Genomic DNA, 19430 nt, shown 5'->3' on the forward strand with positions numbered 1-19430 from the left:
AGCGCCCGTCCCTGCGATCGCGCCTGTCATTGACTAGACTGGAATGAGTACGCGTGCTTCCCCACTCGTGAAAGGAGGAACGGAAATGCTCACGCAGCGAACGAAGGACATCGTGAAGGCAACCGCGCCCGTGCTCGCGGATCACGGTTACGCCATCATCAAGCGCTTTTACACGCGGCTCTTCGAGGCCCACCCTGAACTGAAGAATGTCTTCAACATGGCGCACCAGGAACAGGGGCAGCAACAGCAGGCGCTCGCGCGCGCCGTCTATGCGTATGCGGAAAACATTGAAGACCCTTCGAGCCTCGGCGCCGTGCTCAAGAACATCGCCAACAAGCACGCGAGCCTCGGCGTGCTGCCCGAGCACTACCCGATCGTTGGCGAACATTTGCTAGGTGCGATCAAAGATGTGCTGGGCGCTGCGGCCACCGAGGACATCATCTCCGCATGGGCGCAGGCCTACGGCAATCTCGCCGACGTGCTCATGGGCATGGAATGCCAGCTATATGAAGGTTCCGCCGACAAGCTCGGCGGCTGGACCGGTTGGCGCACGTTCGCCGTGCGCGAGAAGCGGCCCGAAAGCAGCGTGATCACCTCGTTCGTGTTCGAACCGGCAGACGGCGGCCCGGTCGCGAACTTTGAGCCTGGCCAATACATCAGCATCGGCGTGAACGTGCCGGCGCTCGGCTTGCAGCAGATCCGGCAATACAGTCTTTCCGATATGCCCAATGGCCGGACCTACCGCATTTCCGTGAAACGCGAGGCCGGCGGCCCACAGCCGGCCGGCTATGTTTCGAATCTGCTGCACGACCATGTGAACGTGGGCGACGAGGTGAAACTGGCCGCGCCCTATGGCAGTTTCCATATCGACGTGAACGCGCATACGCCTATCGTGCTCATCAGCGGCGGCGTGGGCCTCACGCCGATGATCAGCATGCTCAAGCGAGCGCTTCAGGATCCGCAGCGCAAGGTGGTATTCGTGCATGGCGCGCGCAATAGCGGCGTGCACGCGATGCGCGACCGTTTGCGCGAGACCGCCGCCACGAACGCCAACTTTCAGCTAGAGATTTTCTACAACGAGCCGTTGCCCGGCGACGTGCAAGGACGCGATTACGACTATGCGGGGTTCATCGACATCGGCCAGATCAAGCAATCGATTCTGCAACCCGACGCCGACTACTATATTTGCGGTCCCATTCCCTTCATGCGTATGCAGCACGATGCGCTAAAGCATCTCGGCGTTCACGAAGCCCGGATTCACTACGAAGTCTTCGGGCCGGATCTTTTCGCGGAATAGGCTTTCGTGCCGGCAAGCGCGGCCCAAAGGCCGCGCTTGCCGTCTCCATCGCTCAGAATCCAAACACCTTCAATGCGTTGCCGCCGCGCACCGCATCGCTTTGCGCCTTAGGCAAGCGCGCGGTATTGGCAAACGCACCGCGCGTGTCATGCACCTGATGCGGCCAGTCCGTGCCGAACATCACCTGGTCCGCGCCCACTACCGAAATCAGGAACTCGAGCGACGCCGGGCTATACGTGATGCAGTCGTAGTAAATATGGCGCAGGTAGTCGATGGGCTTGCGCTTCATCTGGCGGCGCTGCGCAATTTCCACGTCGTCGCCCTTGCCGAAGCGGCCCGCGAGATACGGTAGCGCGCCGCCCGCATGCGAGGCGATGATCTTGAGGTTCGGATACTGGTCGAAGAAGCCTTCGAAGATCATGCGCGTGATGGCGAGCGTCGTATCGAACATGAAGCCCACCGACCAGCTCAGGTCGAACTTCGTCATGTCCATTTGCTCGACGCCCGGCGGATCGGTGGGGTGCACGAGCACCGGCAGTGCACGCCGGTCGATCTCGGCCCAGATCGGCGCGAACATTGGGTCGGTGAGGCTGCGGCCCGCCACGTTGGCGAGCACCATTACGCCGCTCGCGCCATTGGCGCAGGCGCGCTCCAGCTCCCGCACCGCGCGTTGCGGATATTCCCACGGCAGCGAAGCGAACCAGCGGATGCGCTCGGGGTGAGCGGCCTGCCCCTCGGCAATCGTGTCGTTGGTCTCGCGCGCGGCCTGGCAGCTCGTTTCCTCATCGCCCCAGAATACATTCGGGCATGTCAGCGAAACGACCGAAACGTCGATGCCCGCTTCGTTCATGTGCCTGATGCGAAGGTCGAAATCGAAATGGCCCTTCTGCGGAATCACGACCGGCGTGTTGCCGCGAAACACTTCCTGCTGCCCGTCGGGCCGCGTTTGAATGTTGTAGGCGCCGCCGCGCTCCTTGAGCAGTTCGAGCCATTTGTGCGTGAAGATATGGGTATGGACGTCAATGACGGGCATGCTGGTTTCTCCTGTTCGAGATTCGCCGATGGAATGGCTAACGCTTCGTCATCCTTATCGTATGGATCAAAGCATCAGCGTGTATGGATGCGCTGCTCCGCTCAAATGGACGAAGGCGCCGAAAGGTCGCTCAAGTGCGGTGCTTCGCGCTTGAGCATGAACGCGCCAACCAGACCCAGCGCGAAGAACACCGCGCAGAAGTGGGCAGGCGCCATGTTGTTGCCCGTGGTGTGCAGCAGCCAGGTCAGCACGAACGGCGAGAATCCGCCGAAAATCGCCGCGCCGATGTTGTACGAAATCGCGAGGCCCGTGGAGCGTACTTCAGTGGGAAAGAGCGCCGCGAGCGCCGTGGGAATCGGGCTGTTCGAAGCACCGATCAGCAATGCGAACAGCAATTCGACCGTCATGATCGAAACGATGGAAGGCGCGCTCACGATCCAGTAATAGGCCGGATACAGCACGATGAGAAATACGATAAGCGAGCCGCAAATCATGCGGTTGCCGCCCACGCGGTCCGCCATATGGCCGAATAGCGGAATGGTGACCACGCGCAACAGTACGCTCGCCAGCAGTACGTTAAAGGGCAGCGTCACCGGCATGTGCAGATTCTGGACCGAGTAAATCGGCAGATAGGTGATGATCACGTACGCCATGACGTTGAGCGCGGCGCTCAGCGCCGTCGCCACGAATAGCTCGCGCGGGTATTGCGACACCACGCGGCTAAACGGCGCCTTCACGCGCTTGTCGATCTGCTCGAATGCCTCGGTCTCCGGCAGACTGCGGCGAATATAGAAACCCACCGGGCCAATGAGCAGACCAAAGAGGAACGGAATGCGCCACGCCCATGACTCGAGCGCATGCGGCGTGAAGAGATGCGTGAGCGCGCTGCCCATGGCCACGGCCAGCAGCGCGCCAAGCGCCTGGGCGAACATCTGCCAGCTGCCGTAGAGGTTGCGCCGCCCCTTCGGCGCGTACTCGATCAGCATGGCCGTCGCCGTGCCGAACTCGCCGCCGGCCGAAATACCCTGCAGCAGCCGCGCACACAAGACGATTGCGGGCGCAACGAGTCCGAGCTGCTGAAAACCGGGCGTAAAGGCGATCATCGCGGCCGCCAGCGTCATCAATGCGATGACGAGCGTAAGGCCCGCCTTGCGGCCCTTGCGGTCTGCGTACATGCCGAGCAGCACGCCGCCGAGCGGCCGCACGACGAACCCCGCGCCGAACGTGGCCGTGGTCAGCATGAGCGCCGCGTATTCGCTGTCGCCGGGAAAGAACTGTTTGGCGATGATGATAGAGAGAAACCCGAATACGACGAAGTCGTACCACTCCAGTACGTTGCCGAGCGTCGACGCCACGGCGCCGCGCCAGCGTATGCGCGTATCCATTGCTCTCACGACTGTCTCCATGCGGTCAGCTCATGGCTGGCCTGCCTCTATTGGACCTTTAACGACTTCATCGAATCTGCCGCAATGCAATGTAAGGCACTATAGTCATGAAGACAATCGAACAAATTCAATGGCTCCATAAAGTTACTTTATGCAACCGACCATCAAGCAACTGCGCGCGTTCGCGCTTGTCTGCCGCTTCGGGGTGCTCACGCGCGCCGCCGACGAAATGTTCATCACGCAGCCGGCCGTCAGCGTGCTGATCCGGCAGATGGAAGAAGCGCTCGGCATGCGCCTGTTCGACCGTACGTCGCGCTCGCTGCGGCCCACGGTGGCGGCGCAGGAAATCCTGCCCACTGTCGAGCGCATGCTGCGCGACCTCGAATCGATCCAGTCGAGCGTGAAAGAGCTGGCCGGGCGCGAGCGCGGACAGTTGCGCTTCGCCGCCACGCCTTCCATCGCGGCAGCCATCGTGCCGCGCCTCGTGGCCGAGTACCGCGCCCTGTATCCGAACATCGAGGTCTCGATCGACGACGCGGCGCCCGACCGGCTCACCGCCTCCACGCTCACCGGCGACGTGGAGTTCAGCATCGGCACCATCAGCGACAAACCCGAAGGCATTACGCTGCAATGTCTCGCGCGCGACCGGCTTTGCGCGATCTGCCGCAAGGATTCGCCGCTCGCGAAAAAGCGCCGCGTAACGTGGGCCGACGCGCTCGGCTACCCGTGGATCGGCGTGAAGCCGGGCAGCGGCATTCGCGGCCTGATCGACGAAACGCTCTTCGCGCTAGGCGAGCGCAAGGCCATTGAATATGAGGTGGCCTATATGACAACCGGGCTTTCCATGACGCAGGCCGGACTCGGCATCGCGATCTTTCCCGGCATGCTGCTCGGCGCGTTTCCGCACCGCGATCTCGTCGCGCGCAAGCTCGAGGCGCCCGTTGTCACGCGCGACGTCAATCTGATCCGTCGCGCCGAGCACTCGCTTTCGCCCGCCGCCGAGTCGTTCATCGAGCTTTGGTACAAGCGCATCGGCAAGCCGGCGGCCGCCTGAAGCCCGCGCGAGCGCGTCACATCAACGGCGCACCACTTCTGCCGAGCATTCGATGAGCCCGCGTATCACGCGGCTGCGCGTGGAAGCGCGCGACCACAGAATGCCGAAGCGGCGTGGCTCGGTTGCCTCCGGCAGCGGGAGGCGCGCGAGCCGCAAGCCCTTCGTAAGCGGCGTGCCGATATCGGGCACGAGCGAGACGCCAAGGCCGCGATCCACCATCAGCGCAATCGCCATCAGCGAATTCAATTCGAACAGCTCGCGCGGCACGATCTTCGCGCGGCGCAGATACTGGTCGGCCTGCTTGCCGCCGCCAAGCGCGCGGTCGTAGCGTATGAACGGCTCGCGCCGCAGCAGTTCGTGCGGATCGGTCCGCGCGAGCTTTGCAGGCGCTAGCACGACGATGGGCTCTTCGCGCAACAGATGCCAGTCATACGATTTCGGCAGCGCGAACGCGGGGTGCAGGCAGATGGCCACGTCCAGCTCGCCGCGCTGCAAGGCCTCGAATAGCTCCGTCGAGGTGCCAGCGCGAATCAGCAGCTTGACTTGCGGAAAAGCCGCGGCGAAGCGTGCCAGCACGTCGGGCAGCACGCTCAGCAGCGCCGACGTGATGGTCCCCACACGCAGCTCGCCGCCCATTTCCTGCTCCTGCGCCAGCGCTTTCAGCTCGTCGAACCCGCGCACGAGCGAGCGGGCGCGCTCCACGACTCGCTGGCCCGCCTCCGTGGGAATGACGGTACGTCCCGCGCGCATGACGAGCGCTACGCCCAGCTCGCGCTCGAGCGTCTGGATTTGCTGCGCGATCGCGGCGGGCGTTACGCCCACGCGGCGCGCAGCCTCGGCCATGGAGCCGCTCTCCACGACCAGCAGCAGGTTGCTCAGGAAGCCAGTGTCCATAAATGTAGCTTTTCTATGGTTTAAAGATAGATTCGCATAGTTTATCTAAATCGTTGCCGATCGTAGACTGCGCTTCAGTGGTGATCTATACGGAATGCGTGGAAATGAGAAGCAAACTGTTCGTGCCGGCATCGCGACCGGAGCTGTTCGAAAAGGCGCTCGCAAGCGCCGCGGACGCGTTGTCGTTCGACCTGGAAGACTCGGTGGCACCCGCGCGTAAACCCGAGGCTCGCGAGGCGCTGCAAGCCCTGCTGGTTTCGCCCGCGGTGCGTGAGCGCGGCAAGGTGCTGATCGTGCGCGTGAACGCGCTCGACACACCGTGGTTCGCCGACGATATCGCCGCCGTGGTTCAGCCTGGCCTCGATTACGTGAATCTGCCGAAACCCGAATCCGCCGACGACGTGCGCGCCGCCGCCGCCGCGATCGAGCGCGCGGAGCGCGCCAACGGCGTGAGCCGCCCCGTGAAGCTGCTGCTCAACGTCGAGTCGCCGCGCGCGCTGCGCGAGGCCGCGACACTCGCGTGCGCCCATGCACGCGTGGCGGGACTGCAATTGGGTCTTGGCGACTTGTTCGAGCCGCTCGGCATCGCGCGGCGCGATCCGGCAGCCGTGCAGCAGGCCATGTTCAGCCTGCGGCTCGCTGCGGGCGAAGCCGGTGTGTTCGCGTACGATTCGGCTTTCGCCAATATCAAGGATGCCGAAGGATTTCGCGCCGAGGCCGAGTTGGCCCGTGCGCTCGGCTTCCTCGGCAAGAGCTGTATCCACCCGAGCCAGATCGCGCTCGCCAACGACGTGTTCCGGCCTTCCGACGACGAAATCGCCCACGCGCTGCGCGTGGTGGAAGCCGCGCGCAACGCCGAACGTGACGGCGTGGGCGCTTACGTCGTGGACGGCAAGATGATCGACGCGCCTTTCGTCGAGCGCGCCCGCGCGCTCGTGCAAAGCGCCGAGCGGCTTGGACTCGTTGCGCCCGCAACGTCGAGCGAGGTGCGCCAATGAACTCGCTGCCCGAAATGAACGCCGCGCCGCGCGGCCCGCTCGCTGGCGTGCGCGTGCTCGACCTGAGCGCCTATATCGCGGGCCCGTATGGCTGCACACTGCTCGCCGATCAAGGCGCGGACGTCATCAAGATCGAACCGCCCACGGGCGACAACCTGCGCAAGTACCCTTCCACGCTCGAAGCCGAAAGCCGTGCCTTTCTCGGCGTGAACCGCGGCAAGCGCGGCCTCGTGCTCGATCTGAAGCAAGCACGCGCGCAAGAGGTGCTGCTGTGCCTCGTCAAACAGGCCGACGTGCTCGTGCACAACTTCCGGCCCGGCGTGCCAGCACGCCTGGGCATTGCCTGGGAACAGCTGCGCGAAGTGAATCCGCGGCTCATCTACTGCGCGGTCACCGGCTACGGCGACCAGGGCCCGAACAAGGACAAGGCCGGCTACGACCAGGTGCTGCAAACCATGACGGGCATGTGCACGTTCCAGGGCAAGCCCGGCGGTCCGCCCGAGATTCTCTATGGCTCGGTGGTGGACTATTACGCCGCCGCGCTCGTTGCGGCAGGGGTCTCCTCCGCGCTGTTCGAGCGCGAACGCAGCGGCGCGGGCCAATATGTCGGCGTTTCGCTGTTGCGCAGCGCGCTCACCATGCAGTCGGCGCGCATGATCTGGGCCGACGGCGAACCGAAGGACATAGGCCGCGACATGCGCTCGGGCGGCATTACCGGCATTCATCCCACGCGCGAAGGCTGGCTCTACATCTCGGCGAACACGCCGCATTTCTGGCAGGCGCTCTGCGAAAAAACCGGGCTCGCTGCACTCGCGCAGGACCCGCGCTACGATTCGGTGCGCAAACGTGCGGAGCATCGCGACGAGATCGTGCCGCAACTGCACGCCGCGTTGCAGGCGCGCAGCGCGCTCGAATGGGAAGCGCACTTCGGCGAGGCGGTGCCCTGCGCGGCCGCGCGCACGGTCGAAGATATGTTCGACGACCCGCAAGTGCTCGAGGAAGAAATGGTCACGCGCTACGACTATCCCGGTGTGGGCGCGTATCGCGGCTTTCGCGAGCCGATTCGTTTCGGCACCTCGCCAGCACCCGACCCGATCGCTGCGCCCGCCTTCGGCGAGCATTCGGACGCGGTGCTGCGCGAGGCGGGCTGGAGCGATACTGAGATCGAACGCTTGAGAAGCGAGCACGCCGTGCTCTGAACAGAAAAAGCCGCAACCGCGCACGCCGATTCCCGTTAGCGTGCGCGGCAAACAAGGAGACAACGCGATGGACCGTGAGCATCATGTCCATACGATCGATACATCCAACGCACGCATGCAGGCGCCCGCCTTCGCGTGCGATTCGCATATCCACATCTACGATCGCCGCTTCGCGGCGTCGCCCGGCAACGGCGCGCATATCGTTGAAGGCGCAACGGTCGAGGATTATCGACGCGTGCAGCAACGCACTGGCACGCAGCGCACGGTAATCGTCACGCCGCGACCTTATGGCACCGATAACTGCGTGACTGTCGACGCGATCCGCCAACTGGGTATCGACAACGCGCGCGGCGTAGCCGTCCTGCGCCCCGAGGTGAGCGACGCCGAACTCGACATGCTCGATCGCGGCGGCATACGCGGCATCCGCTTCACGTTGTACACGCCGCATCAGGCGGTCGTCACCTTCGACATGGTCGAACCGCTTGCGCGACGCATCGCGGAACTCGGCTGGCATGTGCAGTTGCACTGGACCGCCGACCAGATCGTCGAGCACGAAGCGTTGCTCACGCGCCTGCCCTGCAAGATGGTGTTCGACCATCTCGCGCGCCTGCCCTTGCCGGCGGGCACCTCGCACCCCGCGTATGGCGTGGTGCGCCGCCTCGCGGCTTCCGGGCGCGTGTGGGTCAAACTCTCGGGCGCTTACCTCGATTCGCAAGCGGGACTCGCGGGCGGTTACGCCGACATGGCCGGGACCGCGCGCGCGTGGGCCGCACTGCTGCCGCAGCGCACCGTGTGGGGCAGCGACTGGCCGCACGTAACGGAAACGCACAAGCCCGACACCGCCTCGATCTTCGATCTGCTCGGCACGTGGGTCGAGGACGAAGCGGCACGCAAGCGGATTCTCGTGGACAACCCTGCCGAACTCTACGGCTTCGCCCGATGAACTAGCACCACTGCGCCACCGATACAAACAGCCGCGCGCGAGGTACGCGCGGCCACTTTCAGCACCAGGAGACACTACGTGAAGTCCACCGCCACCGCCGCACCTGTACGCAAAGCGCGCTTTACCGACGCGACGATCAGCCTGTTCGAACGCACCATTCCCGACCCGTTCGTGCTCGCGATCCTTATCACCGCGGTCGTGGCCGCGCTTTCGGCGATGTTCGCCCCGCATGCCACGCTCAACACGCTCGTGGTTGGTTGGTACAAGGGATTCTTCAATATCCTTACGTTCGCCTTCCAGATCACACTCGTTCTTGTAACGGGCCACGCGTTCGCCCACGCCGCGCCCGTGCAGCGCGTGTTCAAGGCGCTCGTGGGCATGGCCCGCACGCCCGTACAGGCCGCCTCGCTCACCTTCGTGCTCGTGGCTGTGGCGTCGTTCTTCAACTGGGGCCTCGGCCTCGTGGTCAGCGCGCTGCTCGCGCGCGAAGTGGCCAAGCGCATGCGCGTGGACTTCGCATGGATCGTCGCAGCGGGCTTTTCGGGCTGGGTGGTATGGGCAAGCGGCATTTCCAGCTCGATCGCGCTCGCGCAATCCACGCCCGGCAGCGCGATGAATGTCGTGCAAAAGCTCACGGGCCAGGTGCTGCCGTTCAACGACACCGTGTTCACGGCATTCAACCTCGTGCCGGTGATCGTCATGCTCGTCGCCACGCCCGTCGTGCTCGCGCTCCTCAAGCCGCGCGACGAAGACGCCGTCGTGCTCGACATCGAAAAGAACCCCGACCCGGAACCGCGCAAGCGCCCCGAAGGCAAGCTGAGCTTCGCGAAGTGGCTCGAATACTCGTGGATCGGCAGCGCGTTCATCGGTCTCGTGGGCGTGACGTTCCTCGTGCTCGCGCGCCTCGAGCACATCGAAGCGTTTTCCGGCGTGAACGCCGTGATCTTCGTCATGTTCATCGCGGGCGTGATCCTGCACGGCTACCCGCTCGCTTACGCGGACGCGGTCAAGAACGCCGCCAAGCAAACCGGCTCGATGATGCTGCAATACCCGCTCTATGGCGGCGTAATGGGCATGATGGACGCCACGGGCCTGCCCAACGTGATCTCGCACTTCTTCATCGCGATCTCGAACACGCACACGCTGCCGTTCTGGAGCTACGTGTGCTCGCTGATCGTCACGTTCTTCATTCCGAGCGGCGGCGGCCACTGGGCCGTGCAGGGTCCGTTCGTGGTGCCTGCCGCGATCGCGCTGCACGCCTCCATGCCCGCCACGACGATGGCCGTCGCAATGGGCGAACAGGTCTCCAACATGATGCAGCCGTTCTGGGCCGCGCCCGTGGTCGCGATGGCCGGCATTGGCGTGCAGCGCGTGCTGGGCTTCACGGTCATGACCTTCCTGCTCGGCACCGTGGTATTCGGCGCAGCGCTGCTGCTGCTCGTTTGACCCGCATTCTTCCCTAAAACCCTCAAAGAACAAGGAGACACGCATGCAACGGCGTGCATTCATGGCGTCGCTCACGGCGCTCGCCGCGGGCGCGGGCACATTGGGCGGCATGGGCGCGGCGCGCGCGCAGAAGGTTGCGTCCGCACCGGCTTCGCCCACCATCGCGCAGCGTCTCGCGGCATACGCCGCCGCGCTAAATTACGACGACCTCGACGCGGGCACGATCGAAGCGGTCAAGACCCACGCCGCCGACGCGCTGGGCTGCGGCATCGCCGCGCTCGGCGAGAAACCGGTGGGCATCGCGCGCCAGGTTGCGCTGAACTACGCGAGCGGCGACGGCCGGGGCGCCACGGTGCTCGGCACGCAGCGGCGCACGTCGCCTGACCTCGCCACGTTTGCGAATGGGGCCGCCATCCGCTACTACGATCTCAACGACGTGTATGCGGGCAAGGAAATCGGCCACCCGAGCGACAATATCGCAGCGTGTCTCGCGCAGGCCGAGGCCGAAGGCGCGAATGGCCGCGACCTGATTGTCGCCATCGCCCTCGCCTACGAAATCGACTGCCGCCTCATGGACGCCGCTTCGATCAGCTCGCGCGGCTGGGACCACCCCATCTTCAGCCTGCCCGCAGCCGCGCTTGCGGCAGGCAAGCTCATGAAGCTCGACGAGCGGCAACTGGCCGAAGCCGTCAACATCGCGCTCAACGGCCATCTCGCGCTGAACCAGACGCGCGTGCAAACCATGTCGAACTGGAAGGGTCTCGCCGATGCCGACGCCGCGCGCAACGCCGTCTTTTCGGCCGCCCTCGCGCGCGACGGACTCACAGGCCCCGCGCCGATCTTCGAGGGGAATGCGGGGCTGTTCAAGCAGGTATCCGGGCCATTCACCATCGACACGGCGAGCTTCGGCGGCAAAGGCCGGCCGTTTCGCATCAACGACTGTGCGGTGAAGTTCTACCCGGCGCAGGCACTCACGCAAACGGCCATTGCCGCGGGCATCGACGTCGCGAAACAGGTGGGCGATCTCAACCGCATTGCCAGCATGGAGATTCGCACCTCGCACGAAGGCTATTTCTCGGCGGGCATGGACCCGCAGAAGTGGGCGCCGGAAACGAGCGAAACCGCCGATCACAGCCTGCCCTATGTGACCGCGCGCGCCATGTTCGACGGCGACATCAGCCTGGCGAGCTACCGCTCCGAGGCGCTGCATGACCCGAAGATTCGCGCGTTCATGCAAAAGATCAAGGTGGTGGAGGACCCCGAACTGACCCGGCTCTATCCGAAGTATTACGCGACCATCGTGAGCGCCACGCTCACGGACGGACAAACCGTGTCGAAGCGCGTGGACGACATTCCAGGCTTCGCCACGCGGCCGATGCAGCGCAGCGACTTCGCGGTGAAGTTCCGCAAGAACGCGGCGCCTGTGATCGGGAGCGCGCGTGCCGAGGATGCGCTGGGCTTTCTCTGGAGTCTCGACCAGCAGCGCGACCTTTCGACTCTGTTCGCGCCGCTTGTCGTGCACGCCTGAGGAACGCGAAGGAGAGTATCAGCCCCTTCCGTGCCGCGCCGAAAGCTCCTCCAGATCGAGATCGCGTTCGAGCACACGCAGCAGTTCGTCGTGGATCTGGCCGGCGCGGTGCAGCTTCAACAGCTCCGCGCGCCCGGCCTCCACCGCGGCCAGCACGACGTCGTAGTGGGAGGTGCGCATTTCCTGGGGATAGCGCTCGGCGTTTTCAAAATTGCGCGTGAGGTTCGCGCGATACGTGTATTGCTCCAGCAAACGCGGGTGGATGACGCTGCCGTCCGGCCCGTGTACGAGCGGCGTGATCGCCGCAAGCTGGGCGGCTTCGAGGCGCGCCCACGCCTGCGGCTCGCTGAGATAGGCTGACTCCCCTTCGAGATCGTTCGCAGGCCTGATCAGCTTGATGAGCGGCCCTATGGTCGTGCCTTGCAGCAGCACCGTGAACAGAATGACGGCAAACGCGGCGAAAAGAATGAGGTCACGCCCCGGCATCGCCTCCGGCAAGGCGAGCGCAATGGCCAGCGTAACCACGCCGCGCATGCCGGCCCAGCTCACCACCGCCGCGCCGCGAAAGTCCGCGGCGCTCACGCGGCGCGGCAATATGCGATGCAACGCTGCCCGGATGACCTCGATGCCATAGGTCCACACGCAGCGCGAAACGACGACGGCGAGCACCACGGCCATCGCGGCGGGACCGAGCAGCGCGACGGCATTGCCCGTACCGCCGAGGCGAAGCATGACCCCGCGCAGCGAAAGGCCGATCAGCACGAATACGAGCCCCTCGAGCACGAAAACCATGACCTGCCAGAACGCCGTGCCGCGGCTGCGCACGGTAGCCGAAAAGACTTCATGCTGATGCCAGCCTAGCTGCATGCCGCACGTGACCGTGGCGATCACGCTCGACACGCCCAGCATGTCCCCCGCGATATAGGCGACCCAGCCCGCCAGCACCGATGCGGTGATGATCAGGTATTCGTCTTCGAGCTGACGCAGCAGACACACCACGACATAGCCCACGACAAAGCCCACCACGATCCCGCCGAGCGCAAGCCCGACGAAACTGAGCGCCGCATTCGGTTCGCTGAACGCTCCCGTCAATGCCGCCGCCACGGCGAAGCGAAACAGCACGAGACCGGCGGCGTCGTTGAGCAGGCTCTCGCCTTCGAGCAGCACCATCAGGCGGCGCGGCAGCGCGAGCCGTTCGAGCACGGCTTTCGCGGCGACGGCATCGGGCGGCGAGACCACCGCGCCCAGTGCGAAACAGGCGGCCCACGGCAGCGAAGGAACGGCCCAATGCGCAACCACGCCGACCGCCCAAGTCGTGAATGCCACCGCGCCGATGGCGAAGAGCAGGATGGGCGCGAGGTGGCGCTTGAAATCGGACCAGACGAAGGAGTAAGCGCCGTCCATCAGCAGGGGCGGCAGGAACACGATGAGGACGAGGTCGGGGTCGATGACGACCGGCGGCAGGCCGGGTACGAACGCCAGGGCGGCGCCACCGACCAGCAATGCGGCAGCGGGTGGCAGGCGCAGTCGTTTCGCGAGCAGTTCGAGCGCGATGATGGCGATGAGCGCCAGGAGCACAAGCTTGAACGCCGACACGGCCGACATGACGCTTCCTTATTGTTGCCCGGGTACGGTGCCCGGGGTGGCGCGAGGGAAAGCGTATCTTGCCATGAAGGCCGTGGAGGAGAAACCGGCGTGCAGCCCTGCCGTTGGCGGCTAGATCGCGAGGTTGAGCCAGTCGGCGATCACGTGCGCCGCGACGACCAGGCAGACGACCCCCACCAGAACGCCCATGCACATGCCGATATCGACGTACAAATGACGGTGCCGCTCGATGATGGCGGCGAGGTAACTATCCGGGTTGACCGGCTTTTTGCCCGCCCGGTAGCGTTCGCGGAGTTTGGACATTGGAATCGCCTCGTCGGATCGATTAGAGGCGTTCGAGCAAAAGGTACACGCCGATCACGATACCCATGCAAAATGCCGCGCAGCCGAGCGCCACGCCGAGGTTGATGATTTCGGTGCACTCGCGCCGAACGAAATCGACGACAATACGCTCGTGCCGCGCAACAGGCTGCGCGTTCGCGTGCGTGTGGATAGACTCGCCCAGCGCATCGACGTGTTTCATCAGATGCGACGTATCGAGCAACAGTTGCGGACCCATGACTTGCCTCCAGCGCGGAAGATTGCGGTGAAGGCTTCAGATTAGGGATATGGGCGTGGCGGGGATATCAGAGGAATTCGAAATGAGAGGTGGCGACCGTCCCTCAATTCCCGCAAGCGTGAATCAAAAACTGCTGCATTGCGCGCGCCGGATCGCTCAACACCGCGCCCGGATGCCACAACATGCCCGCCTCCATCTGCGGAATGGCGTCCTCGATGGCGCACGCGTCAATGCGCTTGCCTTCCAGCGACCACGGCCTGAACACCATGTCCGAGAGAATCGTCACGCCAAAGCCATGCGCCACGAGGCCGCGCAACGCCTCCATCGAACTCGTGCGAAACGCAATATTCGGCGCAATGCGCCGCTTCTTCCAGTAGCGCAGCGTCGAGGCCTCGCCCTCGTCCACCGTGATCAGGATATAGGGGTAGCGCGCGATGTCGCGCAGCGTGACGGTGCCCGTCTGCGCCAGGGGATGCGTGGGCGCCGCCCACAACTGGCGTCGCGAGCGCATCAACACGTGGTGGCCAAAGCGCGCGCGCCGCTCCACGTTGGAAAGCAGCGCCACGCCAAGATCCACCTTGCCCGCGAGCACCGCTTCCTCGATAGCCGGGCGGTCGAGATCGTGCAGATCGATCTCGATCTCCGGATACGTCGCGCGAAAGCGTGCGAGCAGTTCCGGCAAAAAATAGCCGAGCAGCGTATACGAGGCGGCCATGCGCACCGTGCCGCGCAGGCTGTGCGCGCGAAACGGCGCTTTGTGCAGCGCGTCGCGCACCGACTCCAGCACGTGGCGCGCGTGATTGAGGAAGTCCTGCCCGTCGGGCGTCAGCTCCACGCCCTGGGGCAAGCGCACGAAAAGCCGCGTGCCGAGCGCCTCTTCGAGCGCGAGCACCGCGTTGGTGATCGCGGACTGCGAGACATGCTCGGCCGCCGCCGCCATCGAAAACTGCCCGTTCTGCGCCGCCGCCACGAAGTAGCGGAACTGCCGCAAAGTCACGTCCTTGGCCATGTGTTTTTCGAATACCGTGAGTCGATGGTTCCGATTCTACGATACACAGTCTTCGACGTCCCTGCGGCGATCCGTCCAACGCGGAATGTCGACTAGCGCGGCGCCATGCGCAATGCACCGTCAAGGCGTATGACTTCGCCATTCAGGTAGCGGTTGCCGACGATATGCTCGACGAGCGCCGCGAACTCCGCGGGCTGGCCGAGGCGTTGCGGAAACGGCACGCCCGCGCCCAGCGCCTGCTGCACTTCGGTGGGCATGGCGAGAAGCATCGGCGTTTCGAAGATGCCTGGCGCGATCGTCACCACGCGAATTGCGTTGCGCGCCAACTCGCGCGCCGCCGGCAGCGTGAGCGACACCACGCCGCCCTTGGAAGCCGCATAGGCCGATTGCCCGATCTGGCCATCGTAAGCCGCCACCGAAGCCGTGTTGACGATCACGCCGCGCTCGCCGCCGGCGTCGGGCGTATTGTTCGCCATGGCCACGGCCGCGAGGCGCATCACGTTGAAGGTGCCGATGAGGTTGACGCTCACGACCTTCGCGAACAGATCGAGCGAATGGGCGCCCTCTTTTCCGACGATGCGTTGCGCCGGTGCGATGCCCGCACAGTTGACCACACCATGCAGCGCGCCGAAGCGCTGCGTGATGAGCGCAATCGCCGCCTCGACGCTTGCTGCCTGCGTCACATCGACCTCTACGGCAAATGCACGCTCGCCGCCATTCGCCGCCTCGTCGCGCGCACGCGCGATGTCGATATCGGCGAACACGACGTTCGCGCCGCGTTCGAGCAGATGCCGCCCCACCGCCGCGCCGAGTCCTGAACCACCGCCCGTGATCAAAAACGTCTTGTCCTGCACCACCATCTGAATCTCCTCCATCGATTAGTTATCCGATCTTTCAAACCGTCTCAGCCATCAGTTCCGCACGATACCGCTCGCGCATGCCGCGCGAATGCTCGTAATTGCGTTCCTTGACGATACCGAACCCACGCACCGCACCCGGCACGCCAAGCAGGCCGATGGCTGCTGCCAGCGTCTGCTGCGTGAGCTTGCCGAGCACGAGGCGCACGTCGTCCTCGAATTCGCCGATCATCGCGCGCTCGATCACGCGGTCGCGCTGGCGTGCGAACGGATCGAGCGGCGTGCCACGCAGCGCCTTGCCGTGCTTGAGCGCGCGCAGCAACGGCTCGGCCCACACGCCGCGCAGCGCGATCTTGTTGCGGCGTCCGGTTTGCGCGTCGCGGCGCGTGAGGAGCGGCGGCGCCATGTGGAAGGTCTTCTTGCCCGCCGTGCCGTCGAACAAACCGGCGAGGTACGCGCTAAAGCCCCCGTTCGTGTGCAGGCGCGCCACCTCGTACTCGTCCTTGTAGGCGAGCACTTTGAAATAGTGGCGTGCGGCCGCTTGCGCAAGCTCACCGTGTGCACCGTCAATGCCGCGCTCCGCCTGCGCGACGGTTTCGACCAGCGCGCGATAGCGCGCAGCATAAGCGGCGTCCTGGTACTGCGTGAGATCGCGCTCGCGCTCGGCCACGAAGCGCGCAAGATCGAACGGCGTGCTCGCGGCTGCCACGTCCGCTCCCGCCACGCGTTCGAGCACGCGAGCGTCCTGCGCGATCAACCGTCCCCACAGGAACGCGCGTTCGTTCATCTTCACGGCCGCGCCATTGAGTTCGATTGCACGCAGGATCGATGCCTCCATGAGCGGCACGAGGCCCCTCTGGTACGCGTAGCCCACCATCATCATGTTCGAGGCGATGGCGTCGCCGAAAATGGCTTCTGCCGCCGCCGTGCAGTCCCAGAACGCCGCGCCCCCTGCGCCCATCGCGCTCTCTATCGCCGCTTGATGCACGGCCTTGCTCACGGGCAGGTCACCGTCGCGCACGAAGTCGGCCGTTGCGGTGATGCGCTCGTTCACGATGGCGCGCGCGCCGCTGGCCGGCAAGCGCGAGAGCGCGCCGGACGAGGCGGCCACCACGGCGTCGCAACCGAGCAGCACGTTGGCCGCATGCGCGCCGATACGCGACGTGGTGATGAGCCCGCGGCTTTGCGCGATCTGCACGTGGCTCAACACCGCGCCGTTCTTCTGCGCGAGGCCGGTGAAGTCGAGCGTCGAGGCGCCGCGCCCTTCCAGATGCGCGGCCATGGCGAGGATCGCGCCGATCGTCACGACACCCGTGCCGCCCACACCGGTCACGACCATGCGCAGATGCTGCTCCAGCGCCTGCGGCACGCGTGCGGGCGGTGCGAGCGTAGCCCGCAGCTCGGCTTCGATGCGTTGAATGCGCGCGGCGTCCGGACGCTTCGGCTCCATGCCCTCGACCGTCACGAAGCTCGGGCAAAAGCCCTTCACGCACGAGGTGTCCTTGTTGCAGCTCGATTGATTGATGGCCCGCTTGCGGCCCAGCTCCGTTTCGAGCGGCTCGATCGCAATACAGTTCGACTGCACGGAGCAGTCGCCGCAGCCTTCGCACACAGCCGGGTTGATCACCACACGCGTGGGCGGATCGATCAGCTTGCCGCGCTTGCGGCGGCGGCGCTTTTCGGCGGCACAGGTCTGGTCGTAGACGATCACCGAAACGCCCTTCTGCTCGCGCAAGCGGCGTTGCAGCGCGTCGAGCGCGTCGCGGTGCATGAGCGTCACGCCCGTGGGCAGCATTTGCGCGCCCGCGTATTGCTCGGGCCGGTCGGTCACCACGGCGACTTCGCTCACGCCTTCGGCCTGAACCTGCGCCACCACGCGATGCACGGTGAGGCCGCCTTCGGCGGGCTGACCGCCTGTCATGGCGACCGCGTCGTTGAAGAGAATCTTGTAAGTGACGTTCGCGCGCGCCGCCACGGCCTGGCGTATCGCGAGGCTGCCCGAATGCTGGTAGGTGCCATCGCCGAGATTGACGAACAGATGCGGCATGTCCGTGAACGTCGACATGCCGACCCACTGCACGCCTTCACCGCCCATCTGGCAAAACGTGGCTGTATTGCCCGCGTCGCCGAGCGCCATGATGTGACAGCCGATGCCGGCCGCGGCATGCGAGCCGTCGGGCAAACGCGTCGAGGTATTGTGCGGGCAGCCCGCGCAGAAAAACGGCTTGCGGGTGAGCGGTTCCCCCGCCGGCACCGAAGCTAGCGCGATCACGCGCTGCGCGGCCGAACGCTCATTCGTTGCACCCGCAACGACATTCGGAATATCGATTGCAACGTGCTGAAAGAACCGCTGCAGCGCGCGCGCAAGCTGCTCCGGCGCGAACTCCATCGCCGCCGGCAGCAGCGGCTCGCGCTCGCCAAGCGTCTTGCCGTGCACGGATGGCCGTTCATCCGCACGCACGTTGAACAGCGCTTCCTTGATCTGCCGCTCCACGAACGAGCGCTTTTCCTCCACGACGAACAGCGCCTGCATGCCGCGTGCAAACGCCTTGAGCCCTTCCGTTTCGAGCGGCCAGATCATGCCAACCTTATAGAGCCCGATGCCGAGCTGCTCGAGGCGCTCGGGCGTGAGGCCCAGCGCCTCGAACGCGGCCAGGACGTCCGCATGCGCCTTGCCCACCGTCACGATGCCCACGCGCGCATGCGCGGGGCGCAGCAACGCACGGTCGAGCGGATTCGCCCGCATGAACGCGAGTGCGGCGGGCAGGCGCTCTTCGAGTACGCGGCGCTCCAGTTCGGCGCGTTCCGCGGGCCAGCGCAATTGCGGGTCGTAGTTGAAGCCGCGCTGCGCGGGAACCGCAATGTCCTCCGGCAAACGCAACGGCACGCCGCGGCTCACGCGCATCGAGCGGCCGCTTTCCACCGTCTCCGTAATCGCCTTGTAACCGACCCACAGCCCGCTGAAACGCGAAAGCGCATAGCCCGTGAGCCCGAACTCGATGTACTCCTCGACCGAGGCCGGAAAGAGGATGGGCATCATCGCGCCTTCGAATACGTGGTCCGTCTGGTGCGGGAACATCGAAGACTGCGCCGCATGGTCGTCGCCGGCCACAGCCAGCACGCCGCCGTTCCGTGCGGTGCCGAGCATGTTCGCATTGCGGAATACGTCGCCCGTGCGGTCCACGCCCGGCCCTTTGCCGTACCACATCGAATACACGCCTTGCACACGCTTGCCGGGAAACGCGTCGAGTTGCTGCGCGCCCCACAGCATCGTCGCGCCGAGGTCTTCGTTCAGGCCCGGTTCGAAACGCACGTCGAAGTCCGCCAGCAGCGCCTTCTGGCGCCACAGTTCCTGATCGAATCCGCCGAGCGGCGAGCCGCGATAGCCGGAAACAAGACCCGCCGTTTTCAGCCCGGCCTGCCGGTCCGCGCGCGCCTGTTCGATCAGGATGCGCACGAGCGCCTGCGTGCCGGTGAGAAAGACCGCGCCGTCCTCGCGCAGGTAGCGGTCTTCGAGGCGATAGTCCGTATCGATCTGGCGCCCGGTCTCGACGGCTCGCATGTTCATGGTTGTCTCCGCTGTTCGGCTTGTGGGTATTAGCCGATTCTAGGTAGCCAATAGC

General features: G+C 65.1%; 16 protein-coding genes. 7 read left to right on the forward strand and 9 right to left on the reverse strand.

Going from position 1 to position 19430, the window contains the following annotated elements:
- Positions 1-85: 85 nt before the first annotated feature.
- Positions 86-1297 carry an NO-inducible flavohemoprotein gene (gene hmpA / locus U5A57_RS29095; RefSeq protein ID WP_321915108.1) on the forward strand — a complete coding sequence of 404 codons (1212 nt, stop codon included), beginning with the start codon at positions 86-88 and terminating at the stop codon, positions 1295-1297.
- Between the two features lie 52 nt (positions 1298-1349).
- Here the strand turns inward: hmpA and U5A57_RS29100 are convergent, their stop codons facing one another.
- Positions 1350-2330 (reverse strand): amidohydrolase family protein, encoded by a 981-nt coding sequence (locus U5A57_RS29100; protein WP_321915109.1) that lies wholly within the window; start codon positions 2328-2330, stop codon positions 1350-1352.
- A 101-nt stretch (positions 2331-2431) separates the two neighbouring features.
- Entirely contained in the window at positions 2432-3715 is a 1284-nt protein-coding gene (locus U5A57_RS29105) for an MFS transporter (RefSeq protein ID WP_321915239.1), read from the reverse strand.
- A 151-nt stretch (positions 3716-3866) separates the two neighbouring features.
- Here U5A57_RS29105 and U5A57_RS29110 point away from each other — a divergent pair, with 151 nt between their 5' ends.
- Positions 3867-4769, forward strand: coding sequence for a LysR family transcriptional regulator (locus U5A57_RS29110; protein ID WP_321915110.1), 903 nt, complete (start codon positions 3867-3869; stop codon positions 4767-4769).
- 21 nt (positions 4770-4790) lie between these two features.
- On the opposite strand, the gene U5A57_RS29115 is transcribed toward U5A57_RS29110, so the two are convergent.
- Positions 4791-5663 (reverse strand): LysR family transcriptional regulator, encoded by an 873-nt coding sequence (locus tag U5A57_RS29115; RefSeq protein ID WP_321915111.1) that lies wholly within the window; start codon positions 5661-5663, stop codon positions 4791-4793.
- A 104-nt stretch (positions 5664-5767) separates the two neighbouring features.
- Between U5A57_RS29115 and U5A57_RS29120 the strand changes: the two genes are divergently transcribed.
- The 5 genes from U5A57_RS29120 to U5A57_RS29140 all read left to right on the forward strand — a co-directional run bounded on the left by U5A57_RS29120 (position 5768) and on the right by U5A57_RS29140 (position 11777).
- On the forward strand, positions 5768-6661 hold the full coding sequence (locus tag U5A57_RS29120; RefSeq protein ID WP_321915112.1) for a CoA ester lyase: 894 nt from the start codon (positions 5768-5770) through the stop codon (positions 6659-6661).
- Positions 6658-7860 carry a CoA transferase gene (locus tag U5A57_RS29125; protein WP_321915113.1) on the forward strand — a complete coding sequence of 401 codons (1203 nt, stop codon included), beginning with the start codon at positions 6658-6660 and terminating at the stop codon, positions 7858-7860. Before U5A57_RS29120 ends, U5A57_RS29125 begins: the two co-directional genes overlap by 4 nt.
- A 67-nt stretch (positions 7861-7927) precedes the next feature.
- Entirely contained in the window at positions 7928-8803 is an 876-nt protein-coding gene (locus U5A57_RS29130) for an amidohydrolase family protein (protein WP_415774677.1), read from the forward strand.
- A gap of 78 nt (positions 8804-8881) precedes the next feature.
- On the forward strand, positions 8882-10249 hold the full coding sequence (locus U5A57_RS29135) for a short-chain fatty acid transporter (RefSeq protein ID WP_321915114.1): 1368 nt from the start codon (positions 8882-8884) through the stop codon (positions 10247-10249).
- Between the two features lie 43 nt (positions 10250-10292).
- The gene (locus tag U5A57_RS29140) at positions 10293-11777 is read left to right on the forward strand and encodes an MmgE/PrpD family protein (protein ID WP_321915115.1); all 1485 of its coding nucleotides are present in this window, start codon (positions 10293-10295) and stop codon (positions 11775-11777) included.
- Between the two features lie 18 nt (positions 11778-11795).
- Here the strand turns inward: U5A57_RS29140 and U5A57_RS29145 are convergent, their stop codons facing one another.
- The 6 genes from U5A57_RS29145 to U5A57_RS29170 form a co-directional block, all read right to left on the reverse strand.
- On the reverse strand, positions 11796-13382 hold the full coding sequence (locus tag U5A57_RS29145; protein WP_321915116.1) for a Na+/H+ antiporter: 1587 nt from the start codon (positions 13380-13382) through the stop codon (positions 11796-11798).
- 111 nt (positions 13383-13493) lie between these two features.
- On the reverse strand, positions 13494-13685 hold the full coding sequence (locus U5A57_RS29150) for a hypothetical protein (RefSeq protein WP_321915117.1): 192 nt from the start codon (positions 13683-13685) through the stop codon (positions 13494-13496).
- Positions 13686-13707: 22 nt separating this feature from the next.
- The gene (locus U5A57_RS29155; RefSeq protein WP_321915118.1) at positions 13708-13941 is read right to left on the reverse strand and encodes a hypothetical protein; all 234 of its coding nucleotides are present in this window, start codon (positions 13939-13941) and stop codon (positions 13708-13710) included.
- A 103-nt stretch (positions 13942-14044) separates the two neighbouring features.
- Positions 14045-14950, reverse strand: a complete 906-nt coding sequence (locus tag U5A57_RS29160) for a LysR family transcriptional regulator (protein ID WP_321915119.1) — start codon at positions 14948-14950, stop codon at positions 14045-14047.
- 92 nt (positions 14951-15042) lie between these two features.
- Positions 15043-15810 (reverse strand): SDR family NAD(P)-dependent oxidoreductase, encoded by a 768-nt coding sequence (locus U5A57_RS29165; RefSeq protein WP_321915241.1) that lies wholly within the window; start codon positions 15808-15810, stop codon positions 15043-15045.
- Between the two features lie 34 nt (positions 15811-15844).
- Positions 15845-19375, reverse strand: a complete 3531-nt coding sequence (locus tag U5A57_RS29170) for an indolepyruvate ferredoxin oxidoreductase family protein (RefSeq protein ID WP_321915120.1) — start codon at positions 19373-19375, stop codon at positions 15845-15847.
- Between the last annotated feature and the right edge of the window lie 55 nt (positions 19376-19430).

Origin of the sequence: Paraburkholderia sp. J11-2 (assembly GCF_905220185.1) — a bacterium.
In the GTDB taxonomy this organism is placed as follows: Bacteria; Pseudomonadota; Gammaproteobacteria; order Burkholderiales; family Burkholderiaceae; genus Paraburkholderia.